General features: G+C 67.2%; 12 protein-coding genes. 8 read left to right on the forward strand and 4 right to left on the reverse strand.

The window, feature by feature from the left end:
- Positions 1-11 precede the first annotated feature (11 nt).
- On the reverse strand, positions 12-2,903 hold the full coding sequence (locus tag H0B43_RS41600; protein WP_312033717.1) for an Ig-like domain-containing protein: 2,892 nt from the start codon (positions 2,901-2,903) through the stop codon (positions 12-14).
- Here H0B43_RS41600 and H0B43_RS41605 point away from each other — a divergent pair.
- Positions 2,893-3,786 (forward strand): hypothetical protein, encoded by an 894-nt coding sequence (locus tag H0B43_RS41605; RefSeq protein WP_252189768.1) that lies wholly within the window; start codon positions 2,893-2,895, stop codon positions 3,784-3,786. The genes H0B43_RS41600 and H0B43_RS41605 overlap by 11 nt on opposite strands.
- A 165-nt stretch (positions 3,787-3,951) precedes the next feature.
- Here the strand turns inward: H0B43_RS41605 and H0B43_RS42850 are convergent, their stop codons facing one another.
- Complete coding sequence (locus H0B43_RS42850) at positions 3,952-6,501, reverse strand: LuxR C-terminal-related transcriptional regulator (RefSeq protein WP_312033716.1); 2,550 nt, start codon at positions 6,499-6,501, stop codon at positions 3,952-3,954.
- Positions 6,502-6,927: 426 nt separating this feature from the next.
- On the reverse strand, positions 6,928-7,287 hold the full coding sequence (locus H0B43_RS17115; RefSeq protein WP_312037643.1) for an acyl-CoA thioesterase domain-containing protein: 360 nt from the start codon (positions 7,285-7,287) through the stop codon (positions 6,928-6,930).
- A 164-nt stretch (positions 7,288-7,451) separates the two neighbouring features.
- Between H0B43_RS17115 and H0B43_RS17120 the strand changes: the two genes are divergently transcribed.
- The 7 genes from H0B43_RS17120 to H0B43_RS17150 all read left to right on the forward strand — a co-directional run bounded on the left by H0B43_RS17120 (position 7,452) and on the right by H0B43_RS17150 (position 15,008).
- Entirely contained in the window at positions 7,452-8,162 is a 711-nt protein-coding gene (locus H0B43_RS17120; RefSeq protein WP_185726840.1) for a GntR family transcriptional regulator, read from the forward strand.
- Positions 8,163-8,193: 31 nt separating this feature from the next.
- On the forward strand, positions 8,194-9,357 hold the full coding sequence (locus H0B43_RS17125; RefSeq protein ID WP_185726839.1) for an MFS transporter: 1,164 nt from the start codon (positions 8,194-8,196) through the stop codon (positions 9,355-9,357).
- Positions 9,358-9,658: 301 nt separating this feature from the next.
- Entirely contained in the window at positions 9,659-10,684 is a 1,026-nt protein-coding gene (locus H0B43_RS17130; RefSeq protein WP_185726838.1) for a patatin-like phospholipase family protein, read from the forward strand.
- A gap of 376 nt (positions 10,685-11,060) precedes the next feature.
- Positions 11,061-11,225 (forward strand): hypothetical protein, encoded by a 165-nt coding sequence (locus tag H0B43_RS17135; RefSeq protein ID WP_185726837.1) that lies wholly within the window; start codon positions 11,061-11,063, stop codon positions 11,223-11,225.
- 279 nt (positions 11,226-11,504) lie between these two features.
- Positions 11,505-12,206 (forward strand): hypothetical protein, encoded by a 702-nt coding sequence (locus tag H0B43_RS17140; protein WP_185726836.1) that lies wholly within the window; start codon positions 11,505-11,507, stop codon positions 12,204-12,206.
- A gap of 48 nt (positions 12,207-12,254) precedes the next feature.
- The gene (locus H0B43_RS17145; RefSeq protein ID WP_185726835.1) at positions 12,255-13,589 is read left to right on the forward strand and encodes a TIGR03118 family protein; all 1,335 of its coding nucleotides are present in this window, start codon (positions 12,255-12,257) and stop codon (positions 13,587-13,589) included.
- A gap of 12 nt (positions 13,590-13,601) precedes the next feature.
- Positions 13,602-15,008, forward strand: a complete 1,407-nt coding sequence (locus H0B43_RS17150) for an FGGY-family carbohydrate kinase (RefSeq protein WP_185726834.1) — start codon at positions 13,602-13,604, stop codon at positions 15,006-15,008.
- 55 nt (positions 15,009-15,063) lie between these two features.
- Here H0B43_RS17150 and H0B43_RS17155 read toward each other — a convergent pair whose 3' ends face one another.
- Positions 15,064-17,688 (reverse strand): AMP-binding protein, encoded by a 2,625-nt coding sequence (locus tag H0B43_RS17155; protein WP_185726833.1) that lies wholly within the window; start codon positions 17,686-17,688, stop codon positions 15,064-15,066.
- Between the last annotated feature and the right edge of the window lie 94 nt (positions 17,689-17,782).

The following is a 17,782-nucleotide window of genomic DNA, read 5'->3' on the forward strand; positions in this document are numbered from 1 at the left end:
TGTCTTTTCGGTCAGGTGAGCACAGCGGCGGGTGCGCCGCCCGGTGCGCCGGTGACTGCATACGCTTTGCCGTCGGTGTAGTCGGTGACATACAGCGTTCCGGTGTCCGGATCGACGAGCAGGGATCGGTAGGGCCCGTACGCCCCGGAGGTCGAGCCGTTCGGGTCGGTCACGAAGGTCCCGAGGACGGCGTATGTCGAGGTGTCGACCACCGAGACGGTCCGGCCGTCCGCGCCGGAGACATACAGCAGATCGCCGTCCGCGCTGATCGCCACGTCTTGCGCTCCCTCTGGCAGCCGGACCGCGGCGAGCTGGGTCCCGTAGGTGGTACTGGACGGGTCGACGTCGATCACCGCGACGACCTCGTATCCGCCCGTCACACGCCAGAGCCGTCCGGTGCCGTCGGTGATGAACTGTCCGTTGGAGTAGCCGCCGGTGGCGAGCTCCACGGTGCTGACGTGGTACGTGGCGTACGCTCGCGTGCCGTCCGCGTTGACCGCGACACTGCTGGTGACATCGGTGAACTCGCTGCTCGAGCGGGTGAGGTCCCACGCAGGCCCGATAGTGACATCCGCCGTCCTGGCCATGGACTCGGTGTCGATCACGGTAACGGACGCGCCGCTCGTGCCGTACAGGCGACGGCCGTCCTCGCTGACGGCCAGATCGGTGAAGTATCCGAGGGGTTCGGAGGTGATCACCTCGTTCGTTGCGGTGTCGATGACCGACACCGTGCCGTCCTCACCGCTGGCGTAGAGGCGCGTCCCGTCGGGACTGACGGCCAACTCCTGCGCCAGGGTCCCGCCCTGGTAGTCGGGAGTGGTGGGAACCGAGATCGTGTCGACGACGGTGCCGGTGCTCGTGTCGATCACCGAGATGGTGCCGGTATAGGGGCTGTTGACGTACACCCACGTCGAGGCGGCCGCGATGTTCGACGACGCCCAGTCGACCGCGATCGGCGCCCCGACGACCGCGTTGGTGTCGCGGTCGACGACCTGCACGAAGCCGTCCTCGCTGACGACGTAGAGCCGATCGCCGACGAGAACCGCCCCGGTCGGGCTGCCTCCCGCCGGAATCGATGTCGAGTCGATGTCGAACACACCCGCGGCAGGCGCCGGCGTGATCGGAACGGTGACAACGATGTTCGTCACCGCTTGGCCGCTGTCTGTGAGGGTGATGGTGAAGTGGTCGGCGTCCTCTCCCGGCGTTTGCAGGGCGAGGTCGCGGGCGGCGGCGGTCGGGGTGTAGGTGAAGGTCGGGCCGTCGGAGAGGACCGATCCGGACCCGGGCGCAGCGTTCGTCAAGGTCACCGGATCACCATCCGGGTCCCTGGGGTCGACGAGGGTGACGACGACCGCGCCGTCGGACGCCCGAGGTGCGCCGGCCGTCCAGCTCGCTGTGGGCGCGGAGTTCACGTATGTGAGCGTCAGGGCCCGCACCCGCCCGTCGGCCGCATCGGTGACGAGCATCCGGGAACCGTCGGCACTCAGCGCGATGGAGTGGGGACCGGACTCGGCGGGCGAGTCGAGGGAGAGTGTGGACACGACAGTGTTGGTGCGCGTGTCGATGACGGTCAGCCTGTCCGGATCGGAGACGACATAGGCTGCGCTTCCGTCGGGGGTGACACGTACGGCGGTCGGCTGGGAACCGACAGCGACGGTGGCGACGACGGTGTTGGTGGCGGTGTCGATGACCGAGACGGTGTTGCTGCCGCTGTTGGTGACGTACGCGCGGGTCCCGGCGGGATTGACAGCGACAGCATTGGGTGTGGTGCCGGTCTTGACGGTGGCCACGACGGTATTGGTGGCGGTGTTGATCACCGACACGTTGCCGCTGCCGCTGTTGGTGACGTACGCGCGGGTCCCGGCGGGATTGACAGCGACAGCATTGGGTGTGGTGCCGGTCTTGACGGTGGCCACGACGGTATTGGTGGCGGTGTTGATCACCGACACGTTGCCGCTGCCGCTGTTGGTGACGTACGCGCGGGTCCCGGCGGGATTGACAGCGACAGCATTGGGTGTGGTGCCGGTCTTGACGGTGGCCACGACGGTATTGGTGGCGGTGTTGATCACCGACACGTTGCCGCTGCCGCTGTTGGTGACGTAGACCCGGGTCCCGGCCGGATTGGCCGCGACGCCGGTCGGCGAGGTGCCGACGGACACCGAGCCGACGACGGCGTTGGTTGCGTCGAGGACGGAGACGCTCTTCGAACCCTGGTTTGCCACATAGGTTCTGGTGCCGGCGAACACCGCACCGGACGGGTTGGACCCGACAGTGGTGGACTGCGCGACCTGCATCCGTGCCGCCGACACCGGCACCTGCACGGTCACCGGGGTGCTGGACTGCCCGGAGGTCACGGTGACGGTGAACGAGTCGTAATTGGCGTCCGGGTTCAGCGCAGCGGCCTGGCGCGCTACCTGCGTGGGGGTGTAGGTGAAGCCGCCGGTCGCGTCTACGGTGACCGTTCCCCCGCTCGGGGGTCCGGTGACCGCGTACGTGAGTTGGTTTCCGGACGCATTGATCGAGCCGCGCACCGAACCGGTGCTGCGGTCGGGCACACCGACGATCGGCCCGGCAGTGGACGCAGAGCTCGTGACGGTGGATGTGGTGCTCGTGACGGCGAACGATTCGATCGGCTGGCTGGTCGTGGCGGGGGCGGCAGCCAGCGCTGGGTTCGCGTCGGTGGTGAACACCTTCTCCTGTCGACGGCACCATGCCGCGGCCAGCGCCCAGAACGTCGGCGACTCGATCGGTACCTGTGGATCGTTCGACAGGAATGGGCGTAGCCCGAGCGCGCCGAGCACCTTCGACACGACACTCGATGCGACGTCCACCGCCGCGGTGGGGAGAGCCGGGGCCAATGCCTGCGTCCCGACCTGTGCCGCATCGGCACGGATGTCGGACACTGACCGCGTAAGGACTGTCGCCCCGTCTATCGCGGTGTTCGCGGGAGCCGTCGCCGGAACTGCTTCCGGAATTGCTGCCGGCGCGTCCGGGACGGGTCCGCGCGCTGCCGGGGCCTCCGCCGTGGCGGACGGGTCGAGTGCCGTGCCGGAGCTGCCCGTCACCGGGGTCGTCGGGGGGTTCGGCGCGATGACGCTGCCCGCGGGTGCGCGGTCGTCACCCGGTGCGGGGATCGATGACGCGGACGAATCCGATCGCCCGGTGACTGCTCCAGCCGGAGGCCGGTCGTCCGGCGCGACCGCGGCACCGGACTCGTCGATCGTGGCCGGTGCCGTGGTCGCAGAACTCGATCCGACCTGCTCGGACTCGTCTGCTGTCGTGCCCGAATCCGGCATGCCACCGTCGTTTGCAGTCGACGAGCTGTCGGGTGTCGTGGGGTCGGGTGTCGTGGGGGGGTCGGGGATCGTCGCGCCGGACCCGTCCATGTCGTCGCTCGAGGTGGCGGACGTGGATTCGGTGCCCGTGGTAGATCGGGTATCGGTGCCGGAGGTGGATTGCGAATCCGTGCCGGACGTGGATTGCGAATCCGTGGTCGAGTCCTCGGTCGTCGACGATCCGGATCTGCCGCTCGACGAGTCCGAGTCGGTACGCGATGCGTCGGATGACGTCCTGTCCGACGAGGTCCCGTCCGTGGATCGGTCCGTGGATCTCCCGTCGGACGATGCCTGGTCAGAGGAGTCGGAACTCGACGTGGACGAGTCGCCGACGGACGGTGCTGCCACCGCTATGCCGGCCGGCGCGACCGCAAGCCCTATGCCCACTGCCACCGCCAGCTCACCGAGGTGCTTGAGGTGCTTGTCGTTATTCATGGTTACTCCTCCATGAGGACGCTTCGCACTGCAGTCCGGACGCACCATCCGGAGGCGGGGCTGACTTATCGCCCCGAAGCGCTTCTCGAGTTGCATGGGACAGCAATGATCGTCACGCTCAGTCGCGGATCTGAACCGCGTAGTCGACTACGCGATTTCTAATTACTGCGGCAACGCGCGATCAGCGCAGCCTGGCGTGGTAGCGGTGGCCTTCGACTGTGCGGACGGAGACTCCGAGGCGTTCGGCGATCTCTTTGTTGGTGAGGCCCTGGGAGACGAGGGCGACGATTTCGCGCTGCCGCCTCGTGAGTGGGGTGGTTTCGCCGGCTTGGCGCAGTGCGGGGGTGTTGAGTCCGCGGTGGGTGCCTGCCAGCGTCCTCGCACGTTCGATAGCGGTCAGTGCGGAACCGTGATGTTGCTGTTCGCGGAAGAGAGTTCCGGCCTGGGCGGAGGCATCGGTCGCTGCGACGATGTCACCGATTTCTTCGTACCGTCGTGAGGCTTCGGCGAGTTTTTCGGCGTTGGCTCTGGTCAGGCCGCTGGCATGCAGTGCAACGGCGTGGACGCGTGGCCCGTCGACGAGGGCGGTGAGCTCGTTCAGCCGGTGCGCTGTGGTGCGATCGCCGAATTGCGATGCGGCTTGCAGACACATGAGTTCTTGGCCGAAGTGGCCGCGATCGGCCGCGATCGCGGCCGCCTTCCGGGCGAGGCGGATTGCATCGGCGATCATCTGCTGGGCGGCCGCAGCCCATGCTTTGGCGAGGATGCACGCTGATCGGAGGAAGCCGTATGGATTCAGCGTGTCGAGATCGCGAACCAGCTCCGCTGCGCGTTTCCCGTCCCCGCGATGCGATACCGCGAGAATCAGGTAAACCCGGCAGCTGACGACAGCTGATCTGTCGTACGTGGTGGTACGGAATTCGCGATCCGCCCTGTTCAGAACCTCGAGCGCAGCGTCCAGGCGACCTTGGGACAGGTCAACGTAGCTGTGGAGTAATGAGACAAACAAACCTATGGTTCCGGGAGTGTTCGCGGCATACTCGACAAACTGGGTCATGACTTGTTCCGCGGCCTGAAGGTACCCCGCGATGAACATTGCTTCGATGTGGAAGTAGACGATCCCGTACTCCAGCGCGGCAGCATCGCTGGATGTTGCGACTAAAGCGGAGGCTCGCTTGGTCAACGGAAAAACCTTGGCGGCCTTTCCCGAGTAACCGTGGGCAATGACCAGGGCGCATGAGGTGAGCACGAATGCCATATCGCTCGGCGCAGCCTGAAAGACTACGTTTCCTGCGGCGATCGCGCTGTCAGGTCGGCCCTGCACCGACTCGAGGAGTGCTTCGAATGCGGCTAGCTCGGATGATTTGTGATTATGGGGCGCTTCCTTGGCGATTGTCAGTTCTTGTCTCGCCCGTTCGGGATCGCCGAGGCTCCAGCATAGGGTGCCGACACGCATAACGGACAGTCGCCGTTGCTCCTCGATCGTTAGCGCGTTCTGATCGAGCGCCTCGAGCAGGGTGAGTGCATCCTGTGCCCGACCAACGTAATTGAGCACCCAGTAGTGCAGCATCGCGCCTTGAAAGCCGCTGTCAGATATGTGTCCGGCGTCCGCGAAACGAAGGGCGAGGAGAGCATCGTGGAGCCGTAGTGCGGTGGCAGTTGCGGCGAGGTAAAGCCCCAGGTCGGGCGGCAGGTCGGATTCGAGTGTCAGCAATGCCCGTCGCAACAAAGCTGCGGGTGTTGGATCAGCGCGGGCGGAAAGGGCGGTTGCGAGACGACCGCGCAGGCGGCGCAGTTGCAGGAGGTTGCCAGTGCTGCGACGGACTTCACCGTAGAGGGGGTGGCTGAGGCGGACGGCGATCTCGCCGTTGTCGCTGGTCATGTCGATGAGGCCGCGGGAATGCACATCCTTGACCGCATGCGGGCTGGTGAGGATTTCCAACACCGTGCCGTCAATGGGTTCGCCAATCGCGAGGTAGTCGAGGACTTCTGCCGTGTCATCGGTCAGCGAACCAAGCTGGCCGGTAATGAGTTTGGCGAGGGTGGGTGAGACGACGGGTTCACCGCTCAACTGCCAGGTGCCGACGTCGCTCACGAGCCGTCCGGCGTCCCGTTCCTGGCGAACGAGATGCCGCAGGAACAGCACATTGCCGCGGGTCAGGTTCCACAGTTCGGCCGCCGTTGCGGGGGCGACGGGCCCAGCGAGCGCCTGCGAAAGCAGGCGTTCAGTGTCGTTCTCGCGCAAGGGATCTAAATCGAGCCGGTCGAGGAACCCGTCTTTCCAGAGGGTGGTAATGGTGTCGGGGGCCGGTTCGGTGTTGCGCAGGGTGAGCACGACCCTGGCAAGGCCGCGCTGCACGAGTTGTTGGATGACGACGACGGACAGGTCGTCGAGCAGGTGAACGTCGTCGACGGCCACGACTACGGGCTTGTCGCCGGCAGTGAGCGCTTTGATGACGGTATGGATGACCATCATCGGGTCGGCCTGCGAGATCGGTGCCCATTGAGCAAACGCTCCCAACGGAAGAGTTCGGGCCGAGGCCGTAGCGGTGACCCACCGGACGGTGTGACGTTTGGCAAGTACGGCGACGGCAGCACTCGCCAACCGACTCTTGCCAACACCGGCACCGCCCGCCACAAGAACCCCAGAGCCATCACCAGAGCCTTCGATAGTCGCCCAGATGCGCCGCAGTTCTTCATCCCTGCCAATAAGTGGCCATACACAGTCCACTGCGCAATCTTAGCTACTGCGTTAGTAGGCGCGCGGGAAATCATCGATCCCTGATGCTTTGGGTTTCCAGCGGTAGTTGGCGCGACGAATCCTCCGGCCTGAGCGAGCCGGTAGCTGTCAGCGGTCGACACGAGCTGTGAAATGTGTTGCTGCGCAATGATACCTAATTGCGGCTAACAACGATATGTCCAATTCCGCACTGCTTCCATGGTTTAGGTTGCTCATTCGGGAATTTCGTCACATGTGACGTTTCACGGTCGCGATCCGGTCAGTGTGGGCGTGTGCATCGTGGCCGGTATCGGTGTCTGTGCGCGGATTGAAATTGTCCAGCCCACGACCGATAACGCGAAACCCCCGCTGTTGTGGCGTTCTGACGTTGAGCCGCTACAGCGGATCCTCTCGGTGGGCGATTTGGTTGCGAAAACATCACTGCCGAAACCCCTGCTGGGTCACCGTAGCTATGAGATCGCCTGTGCAGGAGTAGATCAGCCCGCGCGCGGTACCCAGCCCGCGTGCTGCGCTGTGTGGGCTGTCTTGGACGTACAGCAGCCATTCGCCGATCTGGACGTCCTGGTGAAACCACAGAGCATGATCGACGCTGGCTACCTTCTGTTCGCCGGCACTGCCCAGGTCGCCGCGTGTCTTGGCGATCACGGGCAGTAGGGATCGGTCGGACGCGAACGCCACGATCGCTCGGTGCAGATTCTGAGGGGCCGAGTGCCCGAGTGGTTCGGCGCGGAACCAGAAGCGCCGGATCGGCGCATCGACGACGGTGTCGTCATCTATCTACCGCAGCCTACGTGACAGACGCTACATACTCTATAGAGAGTGGTCTACTGTTCATATAGCAGTCAGACGGGCGACCGCCACGTCGATCGTGCACACTGTGTGGAGTACAGAAAATAGAGTGGCGTGTCAGCTGCTCACCGGGAGAAGCGGAAGGGGTCGTCATGACGTCGAGCGACACAGGATCGGTGGCGCCCCCGGTCAGCCGGACCGAGTACGTCGCCGAACGACTCAAGCAGGACGTCGCCTCCGGCGCGATCAAACCAGGTGAACTGATCAAACAGACGGTGCTGGCGAAGCGATACGGCGTCAGTGCCACACCCGTACGGGAGGCGATGCGCCTGCTCGCGGCCGACGGGGTGCTCACCTACTCCCCCCACAAGGGCGCCTCCGTGCGAGAGATGACCCCGGACACCGCACGCGACCTGTATCGCCTTCGAGCCGCGGCCGAGCGTGAGGCAACGGAGATGGCGGTGGAGCGGATGACCCCGCCGGGACTCGAGCTGATCAAAGCGAAGCACGCCGATCTCGACCGGGCACAGCGCGACGGCACCGCGTCGGCAGCCGAGCTGTCCCTGATGAACCGGGCATTCCACTTCGCCATCTACAGCCTGACGTCACCGTTGGTCGTCCAGCACATCGAACTGCTCTGGTCCCGGCTGACTCCCAGCACCACGGTATGGCGACACCCGGTGGACGCGCACGAGCTGGAAAAGGACCACGACCTCATCCTCGAGGCCATCGTGCGCAAAGATGCCAAGGCCGCCGGCGCCTACATGGCACAGCACATCCAGCGCGCGTACAAGATTCGCGAAAGCCAGCCCGAGCTGCGCGCCGCCGGTTCGGACGAGCGCGAAGACTTCGGGACGGCCTGACGGTGAGACCGACACAGAGCCGGCCCCGGGAGTGAAGTCCTGGTTCGTCTCCCTCTGCATCGTCACGGCTCTCCTTCAGGCGGTCTATGCCGCTGTCCGCGTGATGATCTCGTACCGAGCCCTCGAACTCGGCGGCGACGGAGCGACCGTGGGGATCTTGACAGCGCTGTATTCGCTCGTCCCCCTCGTCGCGGCGATTCCCATAGGCCGGGCCGTGGACGGCCGCCACGCCGCCGCGGTACTGCGCCTCGGAGCAGCGATTTCCGTCGCCGCGGTCGGCGCGATTCTCCTCAGCACCGACCTGATTGTTCTCGCCCTCGGCGCCATCCTGCTCGGCTTCGGCCACATCTTGACCCTGGTCTCCGGGCAGGGATACGTCCCGCTGATGTCGACACCCGACCAGTACGACCGGCGCTTCGGTGGGCTGACGGTGTGGATCTCGGTAGGCCAGTCCATCGGCATTCCGGTGGCAGGTCTCATCGCCTCCCGCAGCCACGAAGGGCACGTCGACACCACCGCCTCCCTGCTCGTGATGCTGGTGCTCGCAACACTCGCCACCACGGCGAGCCTCTCGCCATACTTTCGAATCCCCACCGCGATGCACCGCAAATCGAAGTCACGCGAACAGCAGTCGACGATCGCGATGCTTTCCACCACCGGCATGCGCCCTGCCGTCTTCAGCAGCCTGATCGTGCTGACCTCGATGGATCTGACCACCGCGTACCTCCCCGTGCTCGGTGAGCAGTACGGATTCTCGGTGCTGACCGTGACCGCGATCCTCACCGCCCGTGCGATCGCTGCCATCGTCTCCCGCATGTTCTTGACGCAGCTTCTCCATTTCGCCCCACGCCGATGGCTGCTGATTTCCGGTACCCTCTGTTCCGCGTTGCCCGTCGCCCTCATTCCCGCTGTACCGCAACCGGTCGTCGTCGCCGTCCTCATGTCGGTTGCCGGGTTCTTCTGGGGCCTCGCGCAACCCCTCACCATGACCTGGGTGGCTGGACTGGTCCCGCCCCCGAACCGCGCCTCCGCGCTGTCCCTCCGCTTGACCGGCAACCGGCTCGGACAGGTCTTCATCCCCCTCACCGCCGGGGCAATCGCCGGCTCCGCCGGCGCCGACGCCGTCTTCGTGCTGACCGGCGGTCTTCTCGCGGGCGCCGCGTTCTCGACATGGCGGGCGCTCACGCGACGATAGCCATTGCGATTACAGCAAGTGGGACGGACTGGCCGGATGGTTCGTCGAATACCTGCGCACGCATCCGGAGCTGGTCACCGACAACTACCTCGCTCGATGGTTCCGCGCCACCATCGGTGCGGATGCCCGGGTGACGCGACAGGTGCGAATCCACGTGTAAGGCATGCCGGAAACCGGACGATGTACATGTCGGCACCCAGTGATACTGATGACTTGAAATCTGGACGCCAGGTGCGGAAGCCCTCGAATCCGTGCTTCACCGGCGACGCAGCGAGGACACAGACGGCCAGGGGTGAATGATGTGACCGCATCAGGGGACAGCAGAGAAGCCGACCTCGTCCTCGCGGGCGGTGGCGTCAAGGGAATCGGATTGGTCGGCGCCGCCTCGGCGCTCCTCGATGCCGGCTACACGATTCATCGCGTCTCCGGTACGTCGGCGGGCGCGGTGGTGGGCGCCGTCCTGGCGGCCGCCACCGCCGGCGGGGAACCGATGACCGGGGAGCAGCTGAAGCAGCTCACCCATCTGAACTACCGCGAGTTTCTCGATCCGGGCCTGCTCGAGAGCATCCCGGTCGTCGGGCAGTCGTGGGCGCTGCTGCGGGGCACCGGACTCTACCGGGGCGATCGTGTCCACCAATGGCTCCAGGACACGCTCGCGGGGCTCGGGGTCTCGACCTTCCAAGACCTGCAGATCGACGACGACACCCTGCCACCGAACCAGCGGTACCGGTTGGTGGTCACCGTGACCGACGTGACGACCGGGCAGTTGGTGCGATTGCCCTGGGACTTCGAACGGGTCTACGGCCTCGACCCCGACACCCAGTCCGTCGCCGACGCGGTGCGGGCGTCGATGGCGATCCCGTTCTTCTTCCGTCCCGTCTCGTTGACCAGTGCCGCCGGAATGACCTCGACGCTGGTGGACGGCGGGGTGCTCTCGAACTTCCCGATCGATTCGCTGGACCGGACCGATGGACAGGTGCCGCGCCGGCCCACCTTCGGGGTCACCGTGCTGCCCAATCTGCCGGCCGGAAACGATGACGTCATCCCCTATCTCAAACTTCTGCGCCTGCTCCGGCCACCGCACCTGTTCGAGAGCGTTCTGAGCACCATGCTCGTCGGCCGCGATCAGACGTACCTCAACCAGCCGTGGGTGAGTGTCCGGGCGATCAGGGTGGACTCCACCGAGGTGGGGGTCCTCGACTTCGACCTTCGACAGAAGGACGTCGAGGCTCTGCACCGGAACGGATACGAAGCGGCGCAAGCGTTCCTGTCCACCTGGGATTGGGCATCGTATGTTCGGAGGTTCCGGCCGGTGCCGCCCGGATAGCTCCCCCTGCGCTGCGTATCCGCCCGGGAACCGCCTCGGTCACCGTGCACACCGACACGACTTACCTGACCTGCTTGACTTGATCTGTTTGACCGCCCATTGCACGACGTCGTGGCCCCGCCCCGAGGGCGGCGAAGAACTTGCCGGCCGCCCGTCAGCAGGGCGATCTCCTCGTGCAACAGTCGCGACAGCCGCGCCTGGGCGATATCGGGTCGAGGTCGCGCTCTGTGAATGTCATCCGGTACGCATCCAGGGGAGGGGGGCGGCCCAGCGCGGCGAGTAACTCGATTGGTCTGGCGCACCAGCCAGTCCCCGTGAAAGACCCGGGGCGCCCTGCACGAGCCGTAGGTAGTTCACCACATGGGGGTGCGACGCCATGCTCACTGCCTTCGACGACCTTCGTGCAGAATTTTACGACCGAGGCCCGCTGACCATCAGTTACGTCATCGCGGTTGGTAACCGCCGCTTCGTTACTCCGACTTCGGCCGCTGTGATCGCCACCACATGTATTGACTTCGGCGATCCGAACATTTTTACTTGAGCAGCCCTCAAATGAAGGGCAGGCTTAGCTACATTCTGTGGAACAGCTGTGAGCACCCAGTTCGAGAGGAGACCGTTTCGTGGGCACATCGGCACACCGCCTCCTCGACGACGGCACCCACTCCAGGGGCTGACCAGCTTCCGCAGATTGGCGCCGGGGCAGCGCGCGCCAACAACCGCACCCGTTGACCTGTGCGGACATCTCGTTCGCGCACTTCACCCCGAGGACCGGTTCGCCCATGCACTCCCCCGCCCGCCCCACACTCGTCCGGAGCGTCGCGTGACGCGCCCCGACACCGCGCCCGAGTCGCCCACCCTGATCTCGCCGGTCACACCACTGGCCCCGCGACAGGTTCGCGCCGACACCGTGTCGTGGGGCGCGATGCATGGTGGACGACCACCAGGTCGTGGTCTTACCCGTCGCCTGCCCACCCCGGCGGGTGAGCCCGAACGCCCACTCGCATTGCATGACTCGTGGCTCGCCGTCGTGGCCGCCGCGGTCCTTGCCGGGTTCACCCTGGCCGGCGCCGCGTGGATCTCGGTGCATGTCGAGGTCGATTCCGCACTCCACACGGCGGCCCTCTTCGTGCATCTCGCGTCGCTGGTCCTCGGCTTCGGCGGTGTCCTCATCGCGGACTACCTGGTGCTGCTGTGGATCTCGGGTCGCTCGACACTCGCCGAGGCCATCGGTGGTGCGGAGCGGTTGCACCTGCCGATCTGGGCGGGCCTGGCCGGGCTCGTGGCCAGCGGCGCCCTCCTCGAACCGAACCTCGCCTCCGCGCTCACCCGGACCAAGCTGGTGCTGGTTCTGCTCCTGACCGTCAACGGGCTGCAGGCGCTGATCCTGGGTCGGCGAATCGCGCACAGCGATGCGACGCATCTGCCTGCCCGGCTGACGCTGTGGGGCGCGGCCACCGCACTCGTCTCCCAGTTGTGCTGGTGGGGCGCCGTGTGGATCGGCTTCTGGAACGCCGAGAACTGATCGTCCCCGTACCACCGATTTCCCCGAACACCCGAGAGGCCCCACCCGATGAAGAATTTCTGTGCTCGTCCCGCGCTGCCCTGGGCCGCGCTGCTCGCGACGGCAGTCGCGTCGACGGCAGCATGTGCACCGGCGGCATCGTCGGAGACCGCCCTGACCCCGGTCCCCGGCAATCACTACGCGCGCACGACTCTCGTCGCGAACGACGCCGACTACGCGGCCGCCGCCACGGTCCCCGAGATGGTGAATGCGTGGGGGGTGGCAATCCGGCCTCAGGGTGAAGGTGGACACTTTTGGGTCGGCGCGGGCGGGAACTCCTTCGAGTTCGTCGGTGACGTGAGCGCCGCACCCGACCCCGCCCTGCGCACCCTGCACCAGGACATGCTGCACGAGGTGGCCGTTCCCGGCGCGGACGCCGACACCTCCGACGCAAGCGTCGGAAAGACCACCGGAGTCGTGTTCAACCCCGCGCCCCTGAACTCCGACAGCTTCGTCGTCACCGGCCAACCCGTGGCGGTCGACGGCCGGCAGGAGTTGCTCGCCGGTTCGTCCCGATTCCTCTTCGCCACCGATTCCGGCCGCATCTCCGGCTGGACCGAACAGGGCGCGGACGGCCGCATCGTCCGGCAGGACGGCCCTGCGAAGGAGATGTTCGACGGCGGGCCGCAGGGCATGAACTTCTTCGGACTGGCTCTCGCCCCCGGACGCGACGACGCGCTGTGGGTGGCCGATTTCGGTGCGGCGCCGCAGATCCGGCAATTCGACAAGACCTGGCAGCCGGTGGCCACCCAGGGCTTCGCCAACCCGTTCGCGACCGGCGACCTGATCGATCCCACCGACCCCGCACAGGGAAAGCAGGCCCGCCCGGGCGATCCCGCACCGTTCAACATCGCCACAGCGGGTAACCGTGTCTTCGTCACGTACGCGACCACCAAGGCCGCCGAGGACGGCTCGGGTTTCGATGCGGGCGAGGAGGACTCACTCGACGCCGAGCAGGAGGCAGCCACCGGTGACCGCCCCGACCGCGGCAAGGTCGCCGAGTTCGACGCCGAGGGCACCCTGGTGCGGATCCTCGACGATCAGGGCCGCCTCAACGCCCCATGGGGTGTCGCCGTGGCACCGGCCGAGTTCGGCGCACTCGCCGGGAAAATTCTCGTCGGCAACTTCGGTGGTGCCGGGCGGATCGCGGCCTTCGACGACCAGAGCGGCGCCTTCGTCGACTACGTGCGTGACGAAGCCGGTGACATCGTCGCCGTCGAGGGACTGTGGGGACTGCTGTTCGGCAACGGTGAGAGCCTCGGCGACAGCGACTCGCTCTACTTCACAGCCGGTCCCGCGGACGAGAAGGACGGCGTCTTCGGCCGTCTACGAGCCACGCACTGACGGGGCCACACCATGACACGAGGACTCGGGCTGAGCATCGGAACGGTTCACGCCGTCGCCGCCGTCGCCGGGGAGGACGGCGTCCGGGCCGGATTGATCCGTTCGGCCACCCTGAAATTCGGCGCACCCTCGACGGTGCGGCTGGGCGACCCTCCGGATACCGCGGGTGTGGTGGCGGCCTTCGCGAATCGGGTCGGCCGGGTCGTCGTCGCGGGCGACGGATCCCGGTACACCGGACAGGATCTGGTGGCCGCCGCGGCACACTGCCTGATCGCCGAGGTGGCCGCACCGGACGAGACGCCGATCGTCCTCACCCACCCGGCAGTCCACACGCCCCGGATGGTGGCGGCGCAGCGGGCGGCGCTCGATCGCGCGGGGCTGACGCGGGTCGGCCTCGTCCCGGAGCCGGTTGCGGCCCTGGCCTGGGCGGAGTGGGAACACGGTCCGCTCGGTGACGGCGTCGCGCTCGTCTACCACCTCGGTGACCGGTGCCTGGACCTGACGATCGTGACGTTCGGCGCCGCCGGCGGACCCGATCCGATCGTGGGGCGGCCCCTCCGGTCGACGGAGTTCAGTGCTCGCGGCCTCGCCGCCGAGCGGGAGGACGCGGTCGCGGCCGCACTGTCCGGAACTCTCGAACTCGTCGCGGACTGCCTCGCCGTCGCGCACCTGTCCGCGGCGGACCTCGACGTCGTCGTCCTCACCGGCGGCGCGGCCGACGTTCCGGCGGTCGGGGAACTGCTGTCCACCGGACTGGCAACACCGGTGGTGCGCGCACCCGAGCCCGCCACCACGGCCCTGGGTGCAGCCGTACTCGCGGCGGCGTCGCACCGTGCCGCGATCGGGCCGACCACCCCACCCGACTCATCGCGATCCTGGACGCGCGCCGCCGCGGTCGCCGCGGTCGCGGCCGCCACTCTGGTGGCCGTCCCACTGTTCGCCGATTCGGCGGCGCCGAACCCGGCTTCCCCCGTTGTCGCCGCGCCCCGCCCGGTCGCCGGGCACGGCGTCCGGATCGTCGAACAGGCCGAACGACCGCATATCCCGGCGGGCAGCGCTGTCGCCTTGGCACCCGCCCCGGCACCCCTGCAGGTCGACTACGTCCTCGCGCGGGTTCCTGCCCTCGAGTCGCCGGCGCTCGTGGCGGTCGCCGCCCCGGCCGAACAGGTCGTTCTCGATACCCCGGTCGAGACCGAGAGAATCCTCCCCACACCGTCGTCCGCGCCGGCGACCGTGCGCTGGACGCCCCCGACGCCGCCCGCGATCGAGACGACACCGGCCACGCCCCCGCAGACGAGCGAGCCGCCGGCGACGCCACCCGAGCCGACCACGGAACCTCCGGAGACCGACCCGCCGGTCGCGCCGGAATCCGAAGCTCCCGAACCCAGCGATTCCGCCGAGCCCGGATCAGAATCCTGACACCCCGATCAACGCACCCCGGTCGGACGTCCGGCCCGAATCGCCGTTCAACAGGTCACGACACCCCAGGTTTTTCCAGGACGGCGGCGGACGAGACCACGTCTCGGGTCGGCCGGTCGTTCGCGTAGTCGGATGGCGTTCGGCGCGGGGACATTCGAGTCCTCGAAACAGTCGACAGTAGCCGGTAAGTGAATGTCACCGCCTGCCAGTAGATGATGCCGACCAGGAGTGAGAGGGCGAATGCAGGCCACGGGTACTTGTCGCGAAGCGGCAGGTACACCTCGAAGTGGGTCAGGTAGATGTAGAGCGACGCGCTCGCCAGGATGCCGGCGACCCGGAGCAGTGCGGTCGGACAGCGGACGGACCGCACCCACACCAGCAGGCACAGTCCGCCGATGACGACGATTTCCCGCTGTGTGTCGCCGAAGAAGAAGCCGGGAACCGTCGCCACGATCGCCGACGTGACGCAGAGGCGCTGGAACACCGTCGTCGCCTTGGCGGCGGCCCAGCCGAGAGCGAACAGCCAGAAGACCACCGAGGCGGTGAGGATGCGGTTGAGGCCGTCGTCGACGGGGACCACCGCATAACGGGTGAGGAGGCCGAGCGTGACGAGTCCCATCGCGAAGGCGAAGGGGTACGTTCTCTCGGCGCGGTCGGCGAGCGGGAGGGCGAGAACGGCACCGACGGCGAGCAGGATGTACACGATCGCCTCGACGAACCAGTACCGCCATTCGATAGTCCATCCGGGCGGACCGAGGATCCCGTTGAGCAAAACCGCACTGGTGACACGGTATTCGCCGGTCACGGCGATGACGCACCCGATGAACACCATGCTCGGGACGGCGATCCGGGCCACGCTCCGCAGGGTGCGGCGCACACGTTCGGATCGTTGTGCATCGCCGAGGTGGAACCGGGCGAAGTTGTAGCCCGCGACGCCCAGAAGCACGTGCGCCCCGCCGAGGACCGCGAAGAGGTGGATGTGTGATCCGACGATCAGGACTATCGCGACCGCGCGGAGGAGAACGTTGGTTTCCACCGCCGGCCACCGGTGTCGGCGGCGCGGCGTGAAATCCCCGATCGGTGTGGTGTGCCAGTCCTCGGGGAGGTGGCCGATCATCTGCTCGAGCCGCACGGACATCCGGACGTAGGACAGCGAGTCGCCGCCCAAGCTGACGAAGGAGCTGTCGTCGGTGACGTTCGGACAGTTCAGGATGTCTGCGTACATCGCGCGCAGGGCGGCCGTATCGGCGCCGGTCTTCGGCGGGATGACCGGCGCCGGGTCGTGGCTGCGGCCGAGTTCGCGCACGGCGTGGAAGTCGGGCTTGCCGGTGGCCGTGCGCGGCAGCTCGTCGACAACACACGCTCGGACCGCGCCGACCGGAAGACCCGTGGCGTGCGCGGCGGCCTCGCGGGCGGCGGCCTCGTCGCCGTTCTCGACGGCCACGACGAGTTCGTCCGCACCGCCCACACAGCAGATCCGCAGACCCTTCTCCGCGAGCCTCGACTCGACTTGCTGCAGATCGATCCGCAGGCCGTAGATCTTGGCGAAGCGGCTGCGCCGGCCGACCACTTCGTACAGCCCGTCGGCGCGCTGCCGGGCGAGGTCACCGGTGCGGAGTTCGCCGCCGAGGACGTCGCCGAGCTGGAGGTCGTCCGGAGAATGCGCGTAGCCGAGCATCACGTTCGGCCCCGCATAGACCAGCTCCCCCGTGCCGTCTGGGCCGTCGGCGACGGGCTCGAGGCGGAAGGTTCCACCCGGAACCGGCCGGCCGATCGCCTCCGGGCAGCGAGCGGCGAGTTCCGGTGGCAGGTACGCCATCCGGGCGGTCGCCTCCGTCTGCCCGTACATGACGAACAACTTCCAGCCCCGCAGCCGGCCCAGCTCGGCGTAGGCCCGTACCCGGTCCGGAGCGAGCCGGCCGCCGGCCTGCGTGATGTAGCGCAGGTCCGGCAGCTCGACACGATCGAAGCCGGTCCGGTCGAGCAGATCGAAGGTGTACGGCACACCCGCGAAGGAGGTGCCGCGGGCGGTCCGGAACAGATCCCAGAACCGAGGGTCGGTGACCGGGCGCGACGTCAGGATCACGCCTGCACCGCGGAGCAGGTGGCTGTGGATGACGGACAAGCCATAGCAGTAATGCATGGGCAGCGTCGTCGCGGCACGGTCGGTGTTCGCGATGTCGAGATACTGCGCGATCGACTCGGCATTGGCCTGGACGTTGCGGTGCGAGAGGCGAACCAGTTTCGGGGATCCGGTCGACCCGGAGGTGGTCAGCAGCAGCGCGAGGTCGGGATGCAGCAGGTGCGCCGAGCCCACGCGGACCTCCTCGAGCACCGCGTGTCCGGCACTGTCGCACCCGCGCACCACGACGTCCGGGCGGTACGCGGCGACCAGACTGTCGAGGCCCTCGGGTCTGTCGCCCGGTGCCAGCAGCACCGGGTGCCCGGCCGACAGGGCCGCGAGGTAGGTGACGAGCAGATCGATCTTGTGGGCGCCGGCGATCAGAATCAGACGCCGGGTCTCGCCCAACTGCCGGGCCACGGCCTCGACCCTGCCGGCCAGGTCGCGGTACGAGATCGTGCAGTCCTCCGTGAGCAGCGCGACGGCGTCGCCGTAGCCTCCGAGCCGGCGTGCGAGAGGCACGCCGGGGCGCTCCACACGGTCGGACGGGCTCGGCATCGGCCCAGTGTATAAGGCATGCCGTACCTAACCCTTGGGGTGTTCGCATCTAGGTCCGCAGCCGTACCACGCCCTGGGCGGAAGAGTCGAATCG

The sequence above is a fragment of the Rhodococcus sp. 4CII genome (assembly GCF_014256275.1).
In the GTDB taxonomy this organism is placed as follows: Bacteria; Actinomycetota; Actinomycetes; order Mycobacteriales; family Mycobacteriaceae; genus Rhodococcus_F; species Rhodococcus_F wratislaviensis_A.